We start from the raw sequence: 18,361 nt of genomic DNA on the forward strand, positions 1-18,361 counted from the left end.
CGTTTGACTGGCAGTCAAAAGGTCACCGGTTCGATTCCGGTACTCTCCACCCTCAAATCAAGGCGGTTATGGCATTTATGTCGTGGCCGCTTTTTGTTTTGCACTAACAAAAGCACTAACATTTGAATCTCAATTTTCTTAAGGAATTTAAGTTTTAAATCTTAAGAGTTGTTTTATTCTTCACTATAGTAAGATATTGCATTTTACTGTGTAAACCTGTAAACCTTCCTTATTATAAATTGAAATACAGCAAATTACAGGGCTACATTAGAATTTACACAGTTTACACAAAATGTTAACAAACTGATTTTCAAACAGCATTTGGTTTACACAGATTTAAGAAATTAGTATATCTAACCTATTTGCTCTTTCGTGAATCAAAGCGATATATTGCTCCTTCATTTCTTGTAGAAGAAAACTTACTTCGATTAGATCGAACCAGGATGGTAATGTTTTCTGAAACTTAGCAAAGATTTTTTCTTGTGTTTTTTGTGGGATTTCAAATAAATTAAAACCAGCTTCAAAATCTTTTCGCCTAATTTTCTTCTTCTTTGCATTAAGAGTTAGAGCCAAATCTTCATCATCCACTTCCATTACCAAAGCTGTGGATAGCATATCGTATGCTGGAGTTAATACATGTCCCAAACCTGGTTGATTTATTAACGAAAAGCTTCTTTAATGCATATCAGCATTTCCTTTTAAAAAAGAGAATACAACTTGTCTAAAGAAATTTATCAGATTTAAAATAGGACTTACATACTTGGATTACCAATCAATTTTCAAAATAATTAATGCACAAAAGCATTATTACCTTAACTTGTACATCTAGTCAAACTATATAGTATATCAAGTTTTACTAGTAGGCTTTAATCTATGATTCTTTGATTTCTATTTCTTCATTTAAATACCTTTCATGTTTTATAACCAAACAACAACCCATAACTAAAGAACTCTTTAAAATTAAGAGGGATAGCTACAACCACTTCTTCCAACGAAAATAAAGGAAGAGGGCCAAAGAAGACAGCAACATAAATAACAGACTAAGCGGATATCCAATCATCAATTTCAATTCGGGTATCTGATCGAAGTTCATTCCATATATTCCTGCAATTAGAATGGGAGGTGTAAAAATAACAGTTACAATGGTTAACATTTTTATACTCTTGTTTTGTTCTATTCCCACCAAGCCAATAAATGTATTCTGCATAAACTCTAATCTGTCAAAATTGAAACCCGAATGCTGCAATAAAGACGAAATATCCTTATTCATTACCAGGAAACGATCTTTATTGGTTAGCGGAAAGAAACTACTTTTTAAAATCGCAAAAACAACTCGTTGCTTCTCCATAAGTGTTTCCCGAATTAAAATACTTGATTTTCTAATATCCGAAATATGCAATAAAAATGCTTTATCTAAATTCTTTTCTTTAGTAATTATTCGGTTCAGTTTATTAATATCATCAGTTATGACCTCAATTAAATCAGCATCAATATCAATTCGTGTTTCCAATAATGATAGTAATAAATCAACTCCATTTCTAAGTTCCAAATTATCCAGTTTTTCCAATACATCCTCAAAACTCTTATACTCTCGCTCACGTTGCGTTATTAATACATCATCTTTCAAGATAAAGGATACCGGATCCAGCTTGTATTCATCATCATCGAAACTCAAAAAGTTTAAGTTTAATCCAACAAACTTTTCATTTTCTATATACTTGGAACTTGTTTCAATCTCCTCTCTATCTTGAGGAGAAAAGAGTCTTACCCCTAATTTTTTTTCCACCAATTTCGATTCCACAAGGCTCTGTTCTATTAGATCAACCCAAATTAAAACACCGGCTTCACTGTTAAAATCATCCAAACAAGTCAACTTATTATCAAGTAAATAAAAGCAATTCAACATGATTTTTTCTTTTAATTTATAATCTATCCACAGTTCAGGAACTTTCTTAAACGGATTTCTACATCTACCTAAATTACAACACGTTCAACATTATTTGGCAAATGTGTTAATATCTCATAATTCAGACTGTCACTAATATCGCTAAATGCTGATACTTTAATTTCCTTGTTCCCTTGCATTCCTATAATTACTACATCATCATCAACTTTCACATCTTGTAATTCCGTTACATTTGCAATAATCATATTCATATTCACCATGCCAATTACCCCGCACCTATGGCCATTAATGAGAACACGCCCCCTATTGCTAAGCGATCGGCTGTAGCCTCCAGAGTACCCAACTGGTATTAAGGCTGTTTTCATATCCGATTGAGCCAAAAATGAAATGCCATAACCAACAAACTCACCTTTCTTTACTTCTTTTATTGACATGATCTGACTTCTCCAACCCAATATGCGTTGAAGAGGGTCTTTATCCCGATGGGTGTATCGCAAAAAAGTTTCGGTACTCGACCAAAACCCATACTGCATAATTCCTATTCTCACCATATCTAACCTTGATTTTGGATACACAAAGGCAGCAGCTGAATTGGCTACATGCCTGTATTCTGGGGTAATTCCACCCTTAATAAGAATACTGTGTATTTTGTGATAAGTCTTTAATTGTTTTTGAATACGCACATGGTTTGAAATACTTTCTGCACCTGCAAGGTGAGTGCACAATCCCTTTATTTCAAAAAATTGTGGATTGTTTTTGATTATCGAAATTGCTTCTTCCAGCTCTATTATTGTCAAGCCCGATCTGTTCATTCCAGTTTCAACCTCTAAATGAATTTTGGCCTTTATTTCAATTTCAGATGCTACTTCAAGAACAACATTCAATCGATTCATATTGAATATATAAAACTCGATTCCTCTTTTTATGGTTTCAGCAATATTTTCATCGGCAATCCACCCCATAATCATTATATCTCTGCTATTTTTAAGGCTATTTTGAACTCTTACAGCCTCACCAAAATCAAAAACCGAAAAGTGATTAATCCCCTCTTCTTCGAACATTGGAACGATTTGTTCAATTCCATGTCCATATGCATTGGCCTTTACTACCGATGATATGCGCACATGTTTTCCCAGCTTTTTCTTCAGGAATCGAATATTATTTTGAAGAGCTTCTCGTTTTAGGGTAATAAATGAGCTTCCTTGCATTGCGCTATTGTTTTATAATGGTTAGTGGTTCCTATTATTTACAAGTAATTTTATTATATATTGAAAAGAATACATTTATTCCTGTACTAATAATTTCATCAGGGAAGTTGTAATTGGGATTGTGCAAAGCAGCTTGATTGATTCCCGCACCTAATCCAAAAAAACCACCCTTGTACTTTTCGGTGTAATATCCAAAATCTTCAGACCATTTAAAAGGTTTTGAAATGCTTTCCATTGACAAATTATTTTCCCTGGCAGCTTCCTGAATGAAGTTAACACATTCCTTATCATTCACTGTAGCAGGAAAAACTTCTGAATACTTCAATGTAAATTTCAGGTTTTCTTCTCTTGCTATTCGTTGAATGATTTGCTCGGTATGACTTGAAAGCAGATCCATATCATTGTTTTTAAAAGAACGAAGTGTAATTCTGATTTCTGCATATCCGGGTGAAGTTCCAAAAGCCACTTCTCCCAATTGGATATGAATAATTGTTAATAGGATGAGATCTTCAAATTGGTTTTTCTGATTTTTCAGTTCGTGAAGTTCCTGAATTATTTGAGATATTGCCTGAGCTGGATTAATACCGTTTTCAGGTTCTGCGGCATGAGAAGTTTTACCATATAACTTTACGGTTAACCCCTTTGAGGCAGCCGCAAAACTCCCTTCTTTGATTATGATTTTATGCTTTTCCACTCCCGGAATATTGTGTAAGGCAAATATATAATCGGGTTGTATTTTAACAAAATCAGGATGATTAACCACATCATATGCTCCTTGCTCCACTTCTTCGGCTGGTTGAAAAAGTAAAACAACTTTTCCTTTCCGGGGAGGATGAGCTGATATTTTTTTTGCCAGACCCGAAAGGATAGCCATGTGCCCATCGTGTCCGCATGCATGTGCTATTCCATTATGGACAGAAGCATAGTCCAAATTGTTCGCTTCAGTAATTGGTAATGCATCAAGTTCGGCACGAAACATTACGGTTTTTCCACTTTTCTTTCCATTAAAAACAAAGGCAAGCCCTGTAGAACCAAGCTTTATAATCTGATCGGGAGAAAGATTTTGAAAAAAAATGGCAATACGTCCGGATGTTTCAAATTCCTTATTAGAGAGCTCAGGATGTTTATGTAATTCTCGTCTTAATGCGATTATATTTCTCATATTTTTTCTTATAAATTAATGAGAAAATCAGATAAACAAAAACAGAAGTTGATATCCCAAAAATATTTGCATCCAAATCAAATGGCAACTTAACGCCTAAAGTAGTTAATAGAACTGTAGTTACACCTCCTGAAATCATAGAAAAGATTGCTGCGGTAGCATTAGGTCTTTTGCCATACAATGCAGCAATTACTGGAACAAACAAACCTGATACCATAAACGCATAAGAGTAAAGCATCAACTCAAGTACATTAGTCATTCGTGATGCAAGGAACAATGCCAACCCTCCAATCACAAGTGTAATAACCTGTGAAACTCTCAATTGAAATTTCGCATTTTGCTTGAATTTGAAAATTTTCCCTAAGATGTCTGTTTGTACATTTCCAGAAGCAGCCATAAGACAACTATCAGCAGTTGAAAGAATAGCAGAAAAATAAGCCGATAGCATTAGTCCCATGATACCTGCAGGAAGAACTGTGTTAAGCAAAACAGGCAATCCCATCTCTGCATCTAAAGTCGTGCCTAATGCATTTCCAAAGTCTGCGAACATTCCATTTTCATAAGCTACACGAGAAAACAGCCCTAAAGTCACCCCCATAAATGCCATTAATGGCCATTCGAACAATCCGGCAATAAACCATGCCTTTTTTGCTTCCTTTTCATTTTTAGAGGCATAAATACGCTGATATAGGGTCATCCCAACAAACCAAATGGGTATAATCGTAATTCCCCAATTCACAATTTGTTGCCAAGATACATTCCCCAAGGAAAGAAATTCCTTTCCAAGTGTTGTTCTGATTACTTCTATTCCACCTATTTTGTAATATGATACAGGTAGTCCAATAAAAAGTAGTCCTGCCATTAAAATAATCCATTGTACCGTATCAGTATAAATTACAGCCTTTAGCCCACCTATACTGGTATAAACAACTGCAAGCACCCCCATTATTATTAATGCGGTATTCAAATCAATTTCGGTAAAAGTAGCTGATGCCAATTTAGCACCGGCCAGAAGTTGCGAGCTTGTAAATCCAATATATCCAATTGCAGAAATTACTCCGGCAATAAGTGCTACCTTATGGTTGTAGAAGTACTCGAATATTTGAGGAAATGTAAATAGTTTATTTTTTTTTGAAAGCTTACTGATTGTAGGAATTAGCACAACAGCACTTAGCCATGCTCCAACCAAACCGGTAAATAGCATCCAGGATCCTCCAAGGCCAATGGCAAAACCCAAACCTCCCAATCCAATGGAAAAACCACCTCCCACGTCAGTGGCTACAACTGATAGTCCTATATGCCAGGCTCCAAGTTGTCTGCCGCCAACATAGTAGTCTTCATTGTTTTCATTTTTCTTAAAGAAATAGACACCAATCCCCAGCATCGCTGTGAAATAGATGACAAAAATGATAATATCAATAATATGCATAGAAAAAAGTTATAATATAACACAAGTACTAGTATTCACTTCTTACTTAAAGTCATATCCCTGAGCTAAATATTTGTTCCACCAAATTAAATAACGTCACCATGTTCCTGGTGACGTTATGCATTTTTAAGCAATTGGGAATAACTTCTATAACATGGGAAAAGAATATTGACTTAGTACATCTCAATTACCTAAAAACGGCTTTTGTTGAAATTAATTAGCTTTTACTATTTGATCAATATTCGTTTTTCACTATCTGAATATTTTAATTTCTCTTTTTGAATTAAGCCGAGAACAATTTTTGCACCTGAATAATGTGACAAATTCAAACCTGCCAAAATATGCCCTAAGCCTACAGGTTGATTTAAACGAACAAATTCAATTATTTCTTCTTCTAATATTTTATTATTTCTCATTTACAACACTCTTTTATAACGGTAAGCTTATTCAACCACCCTTTTTTCAATATACTTGGAAGACATAATGCGCAGAACTCCCATATAATCCATAGCAAATTCAATTAAACCACCTACTTTATACTTGTTCTTATTATCTCCCAAATCCACTACCAACATATCTGAGCTAGCCCCAACAAGTTCTATTGAATTATCCTTAGGTTTGATGTGTTTACTATCAACATCCAACATTCCCAAATCGATAATTGCCCGATAAGATGTCTCTCCCATCTGTTCGGATTCCATTGAAAAGCTCTCACCTTCTACGTTTGTGCCCAACTCACCAGCTGGAACCATTGGTTTTTCAATTAATTCAATAATTTCGGCATACAATCTGAATACATCAGTATTTAATCCTTCAAGGGCTGTATCGTTGTAAACATCGGTACCCATAAATAAGGATTCTCCAACTCTGAAATGGTTTACACCTTTTGGTAAAATTTCATGAAGTAAAAGAGGAATGGTTACTGAAGATCCTCCTGATACTAAAGGAATTTTCTTGTTAAACTTAGCCTCTATTAGCTGACGATACAAACTAAGTTGTATTAATTTATCCTCGTTAGGCAGAACACCACTTAAGCATGTAAGATTCGTACCAATACCAACAACTTCTATATTTGGCAATTCAAAAACCTTCTTGTAAAAGTCGATAAAATCTTCACGCATTACACCTTCTCTTAGCTCTCCCATTTCGATCATGATAATGATTTTATGCTTTTTATTTTGTTTTAAAGCCTCACGAGAAAGTAAATCGATGGTTTTTAATTCAGTGTTAACACTTACATCTGCATATTTGATGATTTCACTGACAGATAATTTTGGGGGAGGTTTTATGTAGATCGTCTCAATGTTGGGATCTAGTTTCTTAATCATTTTCAGATTAGAAACCCTGGAATCACAAAGACTCTTAATTCCTAAGGAAATTAAGTTTTCCAAAAATAATTTGTTTCCACACAACAATTTTGAAACTACGGTCCATTGAATGCTATTTTCTTTAAATAATTTATCCAAAAAACAGTAGTTTTCTTGTAGTTTGGAAGTATTAAGAGTTACAAATGCCATTACATTTTATTTTGTGAATCTCATTTCAAGATATTTATTCTCAAATCCCATTTTTTCATATAAATGTTTTGCAGGATTATCAGGTTCAACATGTAAAGCAATTGAACCTTTCGCAATTTTTATGGCTTCTTCCATTAGTTTTTTACCAATTCCCTTGCCTCTGTAATTCTTGTGAGATGCAATGTATACAAGTATGTTTTCAGGTATGTACCCTTCCATTCCAGTTCTATTTACCACTACAACTCCAACAATTTCATTATCTAATTTTGCAGCGAGAATAAATCCCCCCATCGATGGTGTTTCTTTTAATGCATATTGCATTGCTTTTTCAATATCTGCCTTGTCATCGCCATACTCTTCAAGATGTTCGTGGAGAAAATTAAGCAGTTCTTTCTTTTCATAAGCATCGGGGCGAAGAAAGGAAGTCATAAGTTTAATAGTAATCATACTTATATATTTAAGTTTTTTTTGTTTCTATAGAACAAATATAGCAATTCAATTGGCTTAGACAAAATACCTGCATAATATACTTACATCAATAACATTTGGAATAATGCCAATATATCTGACACTTATACGCACTGAATTCACAATAAAACTCAATGCATCTTTACTTTAATTTACTTGCAAATCTTATTTCTTGTATGTATTTTGTTCGCATAGAACTTTTAATTTATAAAAACCACAAGCAATGAGCTATCATTTAGGATTAATTTATAAAGACATACTCTGGAAAAAGTGGCGAAAAGATCAGAGTAAAAAAAAGAAGCATTCTATAAAGAAAAAGGTCTCAAACGAAGCAAATAACTCTTCTTCAAACCACGATGAGAATCCTAAAGCAAATCATTAATAATATACTTGAAATTTACCTTTGTTTATGTGTTCTGTATTATGGAATACATCTTGGTAATTACAGTATTCCAACTTGCCTTTTCTTGTTACTACTCGTAATAACACAAGTAACTTTCAAACTAAAACCTTTAGGGATTCTAATAGCATTTGCATTCCTTCTGATTAGCATATTTGCTTTTAAAAACTATATCACTTTTAGTTCACATCATCTTGAATTATATTATTTTTCTGCTTTACTTACATTTGTATCAAATATTTCAGTCTTCATATTACTGGTTTTAAAATATGCGAAATAAAAAAAGAGGCCCGAAGACCTCTTTTATCCTAACTTACAAGAAAAACCTTATTCAGACTCTTGAATTTTAATCACTTTATCTTTCTTTAGAGTCTTTAATAAACTGTAGCACATAATTAGTAATACAATTGCAAAAGGTAAGCCAGTTAAAATTGTTGCTGTTTGCAAGGCAGCAAGACCACCTCCAACCAGCAATACGATTGCAATTAAGCCTTCCATTGAGGCCCAAAATATTTTTTGTCCAACCGGAGCATCCAATTTTCCTCCTGTGGTTAATGTATCAACCACCATCGACCCACTATCTGATGAAGTAACAAAGAAACATGCTACCAAAATCACCGTTAGTAAGGACGAAACAAATGGCAATGGGTATTGCTCCAGCAATTGGTAAATTGCCGTAGCAATATTAGCATTTACAGCCTCCGATATTTGAGTGTTTCCTAATAATTCCTGGTAAATGGCACTTCCTCCAAATACCGAAATCCATAAAAAGGTTAACAAAGCAGGAACAAGTAGTACACCCAAAACAAATTCACGTATGGTTCTTCCTTTGGAGATACGAGCAATGAAAATACCTACGAATGGCGACCATGCAATCCACCATGCCCAATAAAAAATGGTCCATGAGTTTTGCCAGTGAGTGCCTTCTTTAGCTCCAATGTATGATTCGGTCCAGAAACTTAATTCCATAAAGTTGCTTAGGTAATAACCCAAATTCTGAACAAATGTTTTCAATAAGAATGCCGTTGGACCAATCAACAAAACGAAGAATAACAAGAGAAGTGCCAAGCGCATATTCACCTCACTTAAGCGACGAATCCCTTTATCGAGACCCAAAATCAGTGAAAGTGTAGCGAATAAGGTAATTACCGAAATCAACCCAATTTGCCAGGTCGTTCCATACTCAACGTCGAACAAATAGGTTAAACCTGCATTTACCTGCTGCACCCCAAATCCTAAAGAGGTAGCCAATCCAAATAGTGTGGCAATAACAGATACGATATCGATAATATCACCAATTGGTCCGTAAATTTTTTCTCCGAATAAAGGATAAAAGACCGAACGAATGGTAAGTGGTAATTTTTTATTGAAAGTAAAATATGCAAGAGCTAATCCTACTATGGCATACACTGCCCAAGCATGAAATCCCCAATGCAGAAAGGTAACGCCCATTGCCGATTTGGCAGACGCAACTCCTTCCATGGCAAAAGGATTATTGTCAAAATGGAAAATTGGTTCAGCAACTCCCCAAAACAACAAACCAATACCCATACCTGCACTAAACAGCATGGCAAACCAAGATGTCTTCTTAAATTCTGGCTTTGCATCTTGACCTCCCAAACGGATTTTTCCGAACTTACCAAATCCTAAAAACAAGGTAAATCCAAGGAAAACATTCATTAGCAGAACGAACATCCATCCCACATTGTTGGATACAACCGTTTGTGTTTTCGAGAACCAGGCTGCCATTGGCTTCCCTACTATTAAGGTAGTGGCCACCAAAATAAATACCACCAAAAAAGAGGATATAAATACAGTTCCGTTGGCTTTTATGCCCCAAAAAGTTTTCTGATCGGAACGAATATACTTCTTTTGATCATCAACACTTATGGACACAACCTTGGCTTGATCCTTTTTTTCTATTTTTTCTTTTAACCCCATATATCTATAATTCTTTTGTTCGCTTAGAAATAATAACCCACATTCACATTAAACCAAGAGTGCCATTCAGGATTTGCAGCTCCTTTTCCAAACCCATATGCATCTGCATTTTCTCCAAATGCGCCCCATGGTCCCATCCAATCCTGATTTTTTCCTGACGCATAATCGATGTAAGTATAAATAGGACCAGCCTTAACCATCATTCCCAGTACATTCATTTGGGTATCGTTAAACTGAGAGTTGCCCTTTTTCATGTAATTGTAGTTGTCGTAAACCTGTACCGATTCAATCGGCCCCCATTCTACCGGGATGGTATAGGCTACCCCTCCACACACAATAGTTGCTTCGCTAGCAATGTTGTAGGTGTAGTTGTAGGCAGCCATTTTAATTAAATCATTATCGGTTCCTTTGTAATCGTACCTGGTGATTTCAAATTTCACATCTAGTCTCTCATCTTGCAGAAAACGACCATGATAGTGAGCTGCGATGGCATTGTAGTGGTAGTTTTTATCCTTTACGTGATTTCTGTAACGAGCCAACTGTGCCGAAAAACCAATTTCCTGATTGTTGAATTTTCGGGCTACACGAAAGTTAAACTGTCCATTTTCTTCTGTGTCGCCTGCCAGATCATAAGAGTATCTTGCCAAATCAACAGCATTTCCTTGCGAACCGTTCGAAAAGTTTGTCCACGACCTACCGCCTTCAGCATTCTTATAAAAAGCAAAGGCAAAGTTCCATTTGTTTGTATCGAACACATATTTCAATCCTGTGTCGTAATCATCTTCCAAACCTACATAGTATGGCAGGTTAAAAAACCACGAGTGAGAGGCAAATGGCTGTATTCCAAATGGTACCTGGTGTACTCCCAATTCCAAATGCGAATTATCATTGAAATTGTAACCGATAAAACCATGATGAAGCATTCCACCACCAAATTCTGATGGATAGAAACGATATTCGGCATCAAGATACAATTTCTCGTATCTTGCTTTGGCATTTAGACGAAACACATCAAGCACAGCGTCTCCGCCTACATCCTTGTTGTTCTCATCCCAATCTTTGTATCTGAAATTAAAACGAAGGGCTCCTCCAATCTTAACATCCTTAATTTTTTGAGCTTGCGTACTGTTAGCAATAATCATCAAAGCCAAAATAAATTTGGCTCTTCTAAAGAGAGTTTGTTTCATAAATCAATTTATCTTATCCAATCTTCAACTACCTTTCTCTTGATCTCATGAAATAAAGAACAAATAGTACAGATTTAGTTTCTGCGCGACAAATCTAGAAGAATTTTTATTTCTACACAACACATTTGCCTGTTTTGATGCAAATATGAACTTTGTAAAAAGTCGTAAGCAATAGTGTTTACAGGCTTTGTGTGACATTAAGATAAGTCTCAAATAAATCTAAAACTTCTTTTTTGTGATATTTGATTTGTGTAAAAGCCATTTTAAGTACCTGGCATTTGCTGGAATGACATGATGAATAAAATGTAGTGTCGCAAAACAGAAAAAAGTATTATCATTTAATCACTTATAGGCACAAAAAAAGCCGTCTTGTTATGACAGCTATTGCAAATTTTCATAGATATTTTCTTTTATAGATCTATATTTTCCTCTTCGGAATTTAATTCTTCTTTAATAATATCTTCAGCAGTAAGTAAAGGAGAAGCTTCCAGCTCTTCAATCTCAAGCATATTTACAAGAATCTCCAAAGTCTCTTCAATTCTTTCCAGATCCGAATCAGGAATCTTCTTCAGTTTCACAGCTAATCTCTGCTGAAGTAAATCAGGTGTGTTTTTTAGTAATTGATCTCCCAGGGAAGTTAAAGCAATTACAGTTGTTCTTCTATCGCCTGTCTTTGGCAAACGAGCAAGAAATCCTTTTTTTTCTAATCTACCAATAATACCTGTAACCGTACTTGAATTTAAGTTTAAGTGAGCACGAATAGACTTTTGTGTTGCCTGATAATTTGGAGAGTTCTTTAAGTACTCCAGGCATAATATCTGTGGTATGCTAACACCATGATCTTTTTGAATCTTTTTTGATTCCAGATTAATCGACCGAACAATCCGTCTGATTTTTATAATGATATTCTTATAATCCATAGATCTATATGTCAGTTACTTCTTGCTTTATTGTTTTGCAAAAATAGTGATTCTATCATTAAAATAGCATTCATTGCTTAATTATCACAGATAAATACAAATGTGAAATTAATAAGTGTTCGATTAAAGGATAAAATACAAACGAATTGATTTCTATTTCTTATTCAAATTATTTTCTAAGCAAAACTCAAACACCTTATTTATAGCTTCTTCTTACTTTTCACTGACGTTAAACACTTTTAGAATTACCCCGTTTACAAATATTAACATTCAAAACTATCAGAATTTCCAATAACTAATTTGAAGAAATCTGAATTAAATTGAAATTGTAATCTTGTCAAAACAACATGCTCCTAAAAATTAAATTTACTCTGTAATTTCAACATTTTTTGAATTAAATAGACTAGCCCATTATCTTTATTAAGTTCTTTATCCAATTTTTCATACGCAATAACAAATTTCACTTTACATAGTAAATGCGGCTGGTTTACCCTGAGATAATGAAGCTTATTATTCTGACTTTTTTAATCCTAACAAGATTATTACTTTAAAGAATTACCAGTTCTCGTCTCCAACCGAATCTCCGGTATTGGTCTCAGAGTGAATATTATCTTCATTAATGTCCTTCAATAAATCATTTAAATTGCTTTCTTTATCACTATTAGCCATTAACATTTCAGCATCATCTCCTGTTGAAACTGACTTTTTTGTGTCATCAAATTGAACACATTCTGAACTATATTCTTGTATTTTATGAAATGCTCTCCACCTTTCATAGTCCAATTTATAGCAGCAATCCATAGGATCAATACTTACTTCATCAATTATAGGCCTAGTCTTCCCGTAAAGCCACTTTTGAAAAGGTTTCTGTTCCTCACCTGGAAGTTCCGAAATCAAAATGTAATCTATTCCTTTTCTCATCATTATAAATATTCTTTAAGCAACAATTATTGATTTATCTAAACACACCATACTCTAATCGGATTAGCTCATCATAGATCTTTTTAATTCCTCCCGATTCAAACATCAAGTAATATGGTTTGATTTCACCCAAAAAGGAATTAGGGCAATTCATCCAATGGTCGAACTTCACTTTCGATCCAAACAGCTCCACTCCTTTCACCAACAAATCTTCAGGAGTAGGATCATCTATAGTTTTGTTTTCGTCTTGCTTCATAAGCTATTAGCTTAAGGAATGAGAATAAGGTGACAGAATAAACGCCTCTTTACCTAATCCCAAAACATGATCATAACAAGAGTTGGTAAAATCAGAAATAATTCCATAAAACTCCATTTCATTTACAACATTAAAATCTGTATGCCTAACTACCGTAAAATAAGATGCAAGATCTTCAACTAAATCCTCAAAAAACCACAACCTTGAGACATCCTCTCCTTTAAATTTCATTTTCTTTTTTTCAAGTAATTCGTGAAACACATTATAAAATTGACTGACAGAATAATCCATTAATATCTCTTTGATAACTTTTCTATCTGAATCTGCAGGAGTCCAAACTACACTTTCCATCTTACAATGACACTCAATCACTCCTATACACTCTTCAATTGATAAATACTGCCACAAGGTCTTAATATCATCAATTCGTGCATTTTTGAAATCGAAAGAAATCAAATCCATATACAACTCTCTTCCGTTTAATTCTATGTCCATTACAAAACGGAATTCAAATTGATCCAGGAGTTTATCTTCTACATTAGTAATTTTTAAATTATCATTGCAAATTTCAATAAGTTCACGATTTATAAGAAATTCTACAATATCTTTTATATAAAACGAATTAGGACTTAAGTGCCATTTGACATTGTCATAGGTATATACTTCATAATCCTGATGGTCCGAAGCTTTTAATAGTGCATACAATAAAAACCTTTCAAAAAAACTTAATGAATCAACATTTCTTACAGTACCTTCCGGATAATCAATTTCAGAATCAAAAATGTTTGGCAACCTACAATTCTCATATTCCTTATCAATTAGCCTATCACTTTTACAAGTTGTGTGATCACAGTTCTTATTAGAATTTTCAGGTGTTTCGTACTTCTTCATTTGTGGTAGTTTTAGCAGGCGCTACCAAAAACAAAAAGAGGCATGTCCCCTATTCAATTATGCCACAGATAGGTACCGCCAAGCACCCTGAGTAAGCACAACGAAACAAGGGAACACACCATATCCTGGTGCGTTCACTCGTCCATTCCTCTTACTCATTAAAATTGGCGGTTTTATCTGTAGAGAAACTTCAGTAACGCAATATTTTCTTATCTAATTTCTATTGTAAAGATAGAGCTTTTAGACAATGGAGCAATAAAATCTATTGTGATTTTGTTTTACCATATATACTTTAATTACCATATAATATGGTATTGAAATACATACTATATAGTATGGCAAGTATTTTCAGACACTGCCCCACAAAGGACGTGAGGCTCTATTAAATAAAAATCTCAAACCATAGTCTTTAAGTTATGGTTTTAAAATTTCAATTACCCTTTACCTGCATCAATTCATTCTCCAACTGCTCAATTTGTATTCTAGCTTCATCCTCTCGAATAATTTGAGAGACTTCGAATCGGTAGTATGGATTTACTTTATCTCTTACTGCAGATAACCAATTAAATGAACCTTCAACCAGTATTGTATCATCCATTGCTATTGCCTTATTGTGGATTCCATTTAAAATTTTCACCTGGGCACCAGCCTCAATCAATTTTTCTCGTCCAAGTTTGGATGCTGGCTTTAAGTTTCCGTTATACATATCCAAATGCTTATCCGTGTAAACTATCACATCAACACCATTTAACTTTGATTTTTCAATTTTCTCCAATAATCTGTCCGTTTCAATGGCTTTTATGGAAATAAACGGAGAAACGATTAATACACGCTTCTTTGCACTTTTAAAGGCAGCTTTTAAGCAATCTTGATGGCCTTCTAATGTACTTACTCGATTTTTAGAATGAATCGATTCTTGATCATATAAAAATGAAGATGACAATTCGTTTTTCTCATCCGCAAATAAGTATTTAGCCAATCCTCCGGATGGCTTTTTACTTAAAGCAGGATTAAACAAACTCATATTTCCCATGACTACAAAGTGCTTTTTTGCCCTGGTTAAAGCCACATTAAGCATATTAAATCCATTGTCGAAAAACAATCCTCCTTTGTGATTTATTCCGTAAGCTGGTGAAAATAGAACAATTTCCCGCTCTGCTCCTTGCAAGGCATGCACAGTACCAACAGTTATTCTATCCTTAATCTGATATTTTCTAAGCTGCTTAAAAATTTCTTCCTTCTGAGCTGAAAACGGCGTTACAACTCCAATGATGTCTTTCAAACTTTTCCGGTCGTTAACTTTCCTGCCTTGATTGTAATGGTTCACGATTACATTTCCCCATAATGCAATCCATTTTGCTATTCCTTCTGCCTCCTTCACATTATATGTACTTCCATATCTTTTTTCAGATTTTCCTCTAATATTCAAATAGCATAATGGAGGTAAATTCAACTCTATCAACTCGTTATTTTCATTCTTTTTAGAAAGATTGATTCCTTCAAATGATCCTACTTTTGGTTCCAACAATCCACTATAAATGTATTCATTACTAAAAGCAACTAACTCGTCAACACATCGACGATGCTCTGTTAGTAAAGATCCTTTTAAAGAGTCATTAATCTGATAGTTTGAAGCTAATTGTGCAAGTCGCATTAAACTACCCGAGGAGCACAAAACTCCCTTCTTTTGCCAATCATCAAAATTTGAATTCGATAATATTTTGGATTTTTGAAGGTTACCTTCATCAATTTTAGAATATGCAATTGTCCATACTGGTTCGATCTGATGAACATCTCCAACTACCAATGCTTTTTTGGCCAAACTAAAAGATGGAACTGCAATCTCCGGAGATACCTGCCCAGCTTCATCAACAATCATTAAATCGAATAGCTCATAAATTGGCTTCTGAATCCAATCATCAGAAGTTTTACTCATGTAGGAACAAAATCCTGGAAGGGAATGAAATGTTGAAATAAACAGCGGTGATAAATAACTCATCCGTTCAAAAGTATTAATCCTTGACTTTCTACCTCTATTAACAACTAGCTCTTCTTCTTTCTGCTTAACTATCCATTTTGCTTCCCAGTAATGAAGTGCACAGATAAAGGCATCATACCTAAAAGAAACATCCAGTATTCGGTTAATTTGTTCAATTTTAGTCAGCATTTCAAATTCACCTACAATAATATCTACTAGCTTTTGATTCTTATCTGACAAGTAGTCATTCCACTTCTCAGAAAGTATTTCTGACTTTTTACTCCATTCTGAAGAAAGTATCTCCATTTGAGAAAAAAGCTTTTCTTTTTCCTCTATCTCTTTGTTTAATTCTATTAGCGATTGATTTCCATCCTGTAGTTCTGATAACAATTTTTCTTCAAAATCATTCTGACATTCACAAGATTGAAACTTTGTATAAGTTAAAGTTTGTAGAAACAGAGCAAACTTTCGGTCAAATTTCTTTTTAAAAGAAGGAATCAAACTTAGGTTTCTTGTTAAGCTATTTTCTTTGCAAAAATCCTCATAGGTTTTATTAAAATCCTTGAGTTTACTTAGATCTAGCTTTAATTTATTCCTTAACTCTACCGTTTTGTTTAATTCATCCCGATTCAAAGCCAGGTCTGATAAAGGAAAATACTCTTGTTCCAAATCTTGTATATTAGCATACAAGTCCAATATATCATCCACAATTCTTGTGTGATGAACTACTTGACTTTCTAAAAATCCAGCTCTGTCTTTTATATTTTTGCAAGAATGCTTTAAAAAATACTCGTCAAACAATTGAGTAAAATACGCTTCAAGCTCTTCTATATCATTATCATGAATATGATCCATATAATGACCACCAAACAAACCATTACTCTTAGTCAATAATTGATAACCTTTCTTTAACGACTCAGATTGCTTGGATGGATCATTGCCAATCATATAAGCTCCAATGGAATTCAAATTGGGAATCCATCGCTTTAAGTCTCCTCCAAAACTATCAAGGATATTGGTAATAGCCTGATTATTGGTTGAAGAAGCAACGATACGTGGTGGCTCTTTCTTTTGTAGTACAGATTTCACCAACTCATTTGCAATTACCGATTGCAAAAGTGTTGTTTTTCCTGTCCCTGGAGGTCCGTTAACTGCCAATACATTTCCTTCAATCCCTTGTTCATGTAATAGAATCGATTTGCGTTGTGAATGACTCAAAGGAAATTCATTATTATATTGCCCATAATGCCCTTTATTGCAAAACAAATCGATGGTAGGAGGTATTACTTGATACTTTTCTTTTTCAAAAGAAAGGAGCTGATTCAATAATGGAGTAACACTATTCTTCCATATAAGATCATCATACAAGCTTAATACTTGTTGAGCCACAACAAATTCTTTGGCTTTAATAAGGCAGATAAATGAATTACTTATAAAGCCTTCCTTTCTGCAAGTATTGAATTTACAATCGCTCACTTCTTCAAAGAATCTTTCGCATGATTCCCAGTATAATTCCCACGAATCGTAGCAAAACTTGAATTTTTCCAATACCCTGTCCAACTTGGTAACCGAGCTAATTATAGGAAAATATTTATCGTCGTAAGTAAGCGGCTCCAAAACTCCTCTAACAAACCATGGCTTCTTATCTCTTTCCTGAGGTGGTAATATATCTCCTTCTTTATTAATTCTTGCAGGGATCCAAAAAGGATAAGACTTTTGAACATTTCTTTTTTGTACTCCATGAGAATACTTTGCCTTCAAATGACAAGGCGCAAGAATAACTTCAATATCAAGTTCCTCTTCTTTTGATTTTTTTTTCTTATCCTTTTTATGTGAGTCTAACTTTTTGTAAAGAGCTTTAATTGCATCGGAATCTATTTCTTCAAATGAATCGAAAAAATTTCCTTCATCGCATTCTGAAGCAGCAATATCCATTCTTGCTCCATCAGCTAAACTATAGTGGTAATAATTTAGCCAGCTAATTGTGTTTGATTTGGGCATGTACTTTTAATCTAATTCCTCATGAAATTTAACTTCAAAGACTAAATTTATGATTTTATAAATTACAATCATAATAAAGACAAAATACTCTTTAATTTAAAGAGTACCAGATATACCAGAAAGTATGGCAGGTATTTACTTACAATAAAGACAATACTTTATGACAATGAAATAGC

At 34.1% G+C, this 18,361-nt stretch carries 16 protein-coding genes; 1 reads left to right on the forward strand and 15 read right to left on the reverse strand.

The genetic code is table 11. The features are described 5' to 3' along the window. Nucleotides 1-336: 336 nt before the first annotated feature. The 8 genes from NQ163_RS18560 to NQ163_RS18595 form a co-directional block, all read right to left on the reverse strand. Nucleotides 337-645 (reverse strand): hypothetical protein, encoded by a 309-nt coding sequence (locus tag NQ163_RS18560; protein WP_268191828.1) that lies wholly within the window; start codon nucleotides 643-645, stop codon nucleotides 337-339. Nucleotides 646-973: 328 nt separating this feature from the next. Then, nucleotides 974-1,906, reverse strand: coding sequence for a CorA family divalent cation transporter (locus NQ163_RS18565; protein ID WP_268191829.1), 933 nt, complete (start codon nucleotides 1,904-1,906; stop codon nucleotides 974-976). Between the two features lie 68 nt (nucleotides 1,907-1,974). Beyond that, complete coding sequence (alr, locus tag NQ163_RS18570) at nucleotides 1,975-3,114, reverse strand: alanine racemase (protein WP_268191830.1); 1,140 nt, start codon at nucleotides 3,112-3,114, stop codon at nucleotides 1,975-1,977. A 34-nt stretch (nucleotides 3,115-3,148) separates the two neighbouring features. Next, the gene (locus NQ163_RS18575) at nucleotides 3,149-4,276 is read right to left on the reverse strand and encodes an amidohydrolase (RefSeq protein WP_268191831.1); all 1,128 of its coding nucleotides are present in this window, start codon (nucleotides 4,274-4,276) and stop codon (nucleotides 3,149-3,151) included. Then, complete coding sequence (locus NQ163_RS18580) at nucleotides 4,239-5,705, reverse strand: sodium:solute symporter family protein (RefSeq protein ID WP_268191832.1); 1,467 nt, start codon at nucleotides 5,703-5,705, stop codon at nucleotides 4,239-4,241. Before NQ163_RS18580 ends, NQ163_RS18575 begins: the two co-directional genes overlap by 38 nt. Nucleotides 5,706-5,932: 227 nt before the next feature. Further along, a complete protein-coding gene (locus NQ163_RS18585) occupies nucleotides 5,933-6,121 on the reverse strand; it encodes a hypothetical protein (RefSeq protein WP_268191833.1) in 189 nt (62 codons plus the stop codon). A 27-nt stretch (nucleotides 6,122-6,148) separates the two neighbouring features. Next, a complete protein-coding gene (locus NQ163_RS18590) occupies nucleotides 6,149-7,222 on the reverse strand; it encodes an alanine/ornithine racemase family PLP-dependent enzyme (protein WP_268191834.1) in 1,074 nt (357 codons plus the stop codon). Nucleotides 7,223-7,228: 6 nt separating this feature from the next. Beyond that, nucleotides 7,229-7,669, reverse strand: coding sequence for a GNAT family N-acetyltransferase (locus tag NQ163_RS18595; RefSeq protein ID WP_268191835.1), 441 nt, complete (start codon nucleotides 7,667-7,669; stop codon nucleotides 7,229-7,231). Nucleotides 7,670-7,913: 244 nt separating this feature from the next. Here NQ163_RS18595 and NQ163_RS18600 point away from each other — a divergent pair, with 244 nt between their 5' ends. After that, a complete protein-coding gene (locus tag NQ163_RS18600; protein ID WP_268191836.1) occupies nucleotides 7,914-8,072 on the forward strand; it encodes a hypothetical protein in 159 nt (52 codons plus the stop codon). Nucleotides 8,073-8,417: 345 nt separating this feature from the next. Here the strand turns inward: NQ163_RS18600 and NQ163_RS18605 are convergent, their stop codons facing one another. The 7 genes from NQ163_RS18605 to NQ163_RS18635 all read right to left on the reverse strand — a co-directional run bounded on the left by NQ163_RS18605 (nucleotide 8,418) and on the right by NQ163_RS18635 (nucleotide 18,185). Continuing rightward, nucleotides 8,418-10,031 (reverse strand): BCCT family transporter, encoded by a 1,614-nt coding sequence (locus NQ163_RS18605; RefSeq protein ID WP_268191837.1) that lies wholly within the window; start codon nucleotides 10,029-10,031, stop codon nucleotides 8,418-8,420. A 23-nt stretch (nucleotides 10,032-10,054) separates the two neighbouring features. Next, nucleotides 10,055-11,218 carry a hypothetical protein gene (locus NQ163_RS18610; protein WP_268191838.1) on the reverse strand — a complete coding sequence of 388 codons (1,164 nt, stop codon included), beginning with the start codon at nucleotides 11,216-11,218 and terminating at the stop codon, nucleotides 10,055-10,057. Nucleotides 11,219-11,628: 410 nt separating this feature from the next. Continuing rightward, nucleotides 11,629-12,138 carry a MarR family winged helix-turn-helix transcriptional regulator gene (locus tag NQ163_RS18615; protein WP_268191839.1) on the reverse strand — a complete coding sequence of 170 codons (510 nt, stop codon included), beginning with the start codon at nucleotides 12,136-12,138 and terminating at the stop codon, nucleotides 11,629-11,631. Between the two features lie 555 nt (nucleotides 12,139-12,693). After that, nucleotides 12,694-13,062, reverse strand: a complete 369-nt coding sequence (locus tag NQ163_RS18620; RefSeq protein WP_268191840.1) for a hypothetical protein — start codon at nucleotides 13,060-13,062, stop codon at nucleotides 12,694-12,696. A 31-nt stretch (nucleotides 13,063-13,093) separates the two neighbouring features. Further along, the gene (locus NQ163_RS18625; RefSeq protein ID WP_268191841.1) at nucleotides 13,094-13,315 is read right to left on the reverse strand and encodes an MbcA/ParS/Xre antitoxin family protein; all 222 of its coding nucleotides are present in this window, start codon (nucleotides 13,313-13,315) and stop codon (nucleotides 13,094-13,096) included. A 6-nt stretch (nucleotides 13,316-13,321) separates the two neighbouring features. Then, nucleotides 13,322-14,206 (reverse strand): hypothetical protein, encoded by an 885-nt coding sequence (locus NQ163_RS18630; protein ID WP_268191842.1) that lies wholly within the window; start codon nucleotides 14,204-14,206, stop codon nucleotides 13,322-13,324. 430 nt (nucleotides 14,207-14,636) lie between these two features. Then, nucleotides 14,637-18,185 carry an AAA domain-containing protein gene (locus tag NQ163_RS18635; RefSeq protein ID WP_268191843.1) on the reverse strand — a complete coding sequence of 1,183 codons (3,549 nt, stop codon included), beginning with the start codon at nucleotides 18,183-18,185 and terminating at the stop codon, nucleotides 14,637-14,639. Between the last annotated feature and the right edge of the window lie 176 nt (nucleotides 18,186-18,361).

Origin of the sequence: Marinifilum sp. D737 (assembly GCF_026672275.1) — a bacterium.
Lineage (GTDB): Bacteria > Bacteroidota > Bacteroidia > Bacteroidales > Marinifilaceae > Marinifilum.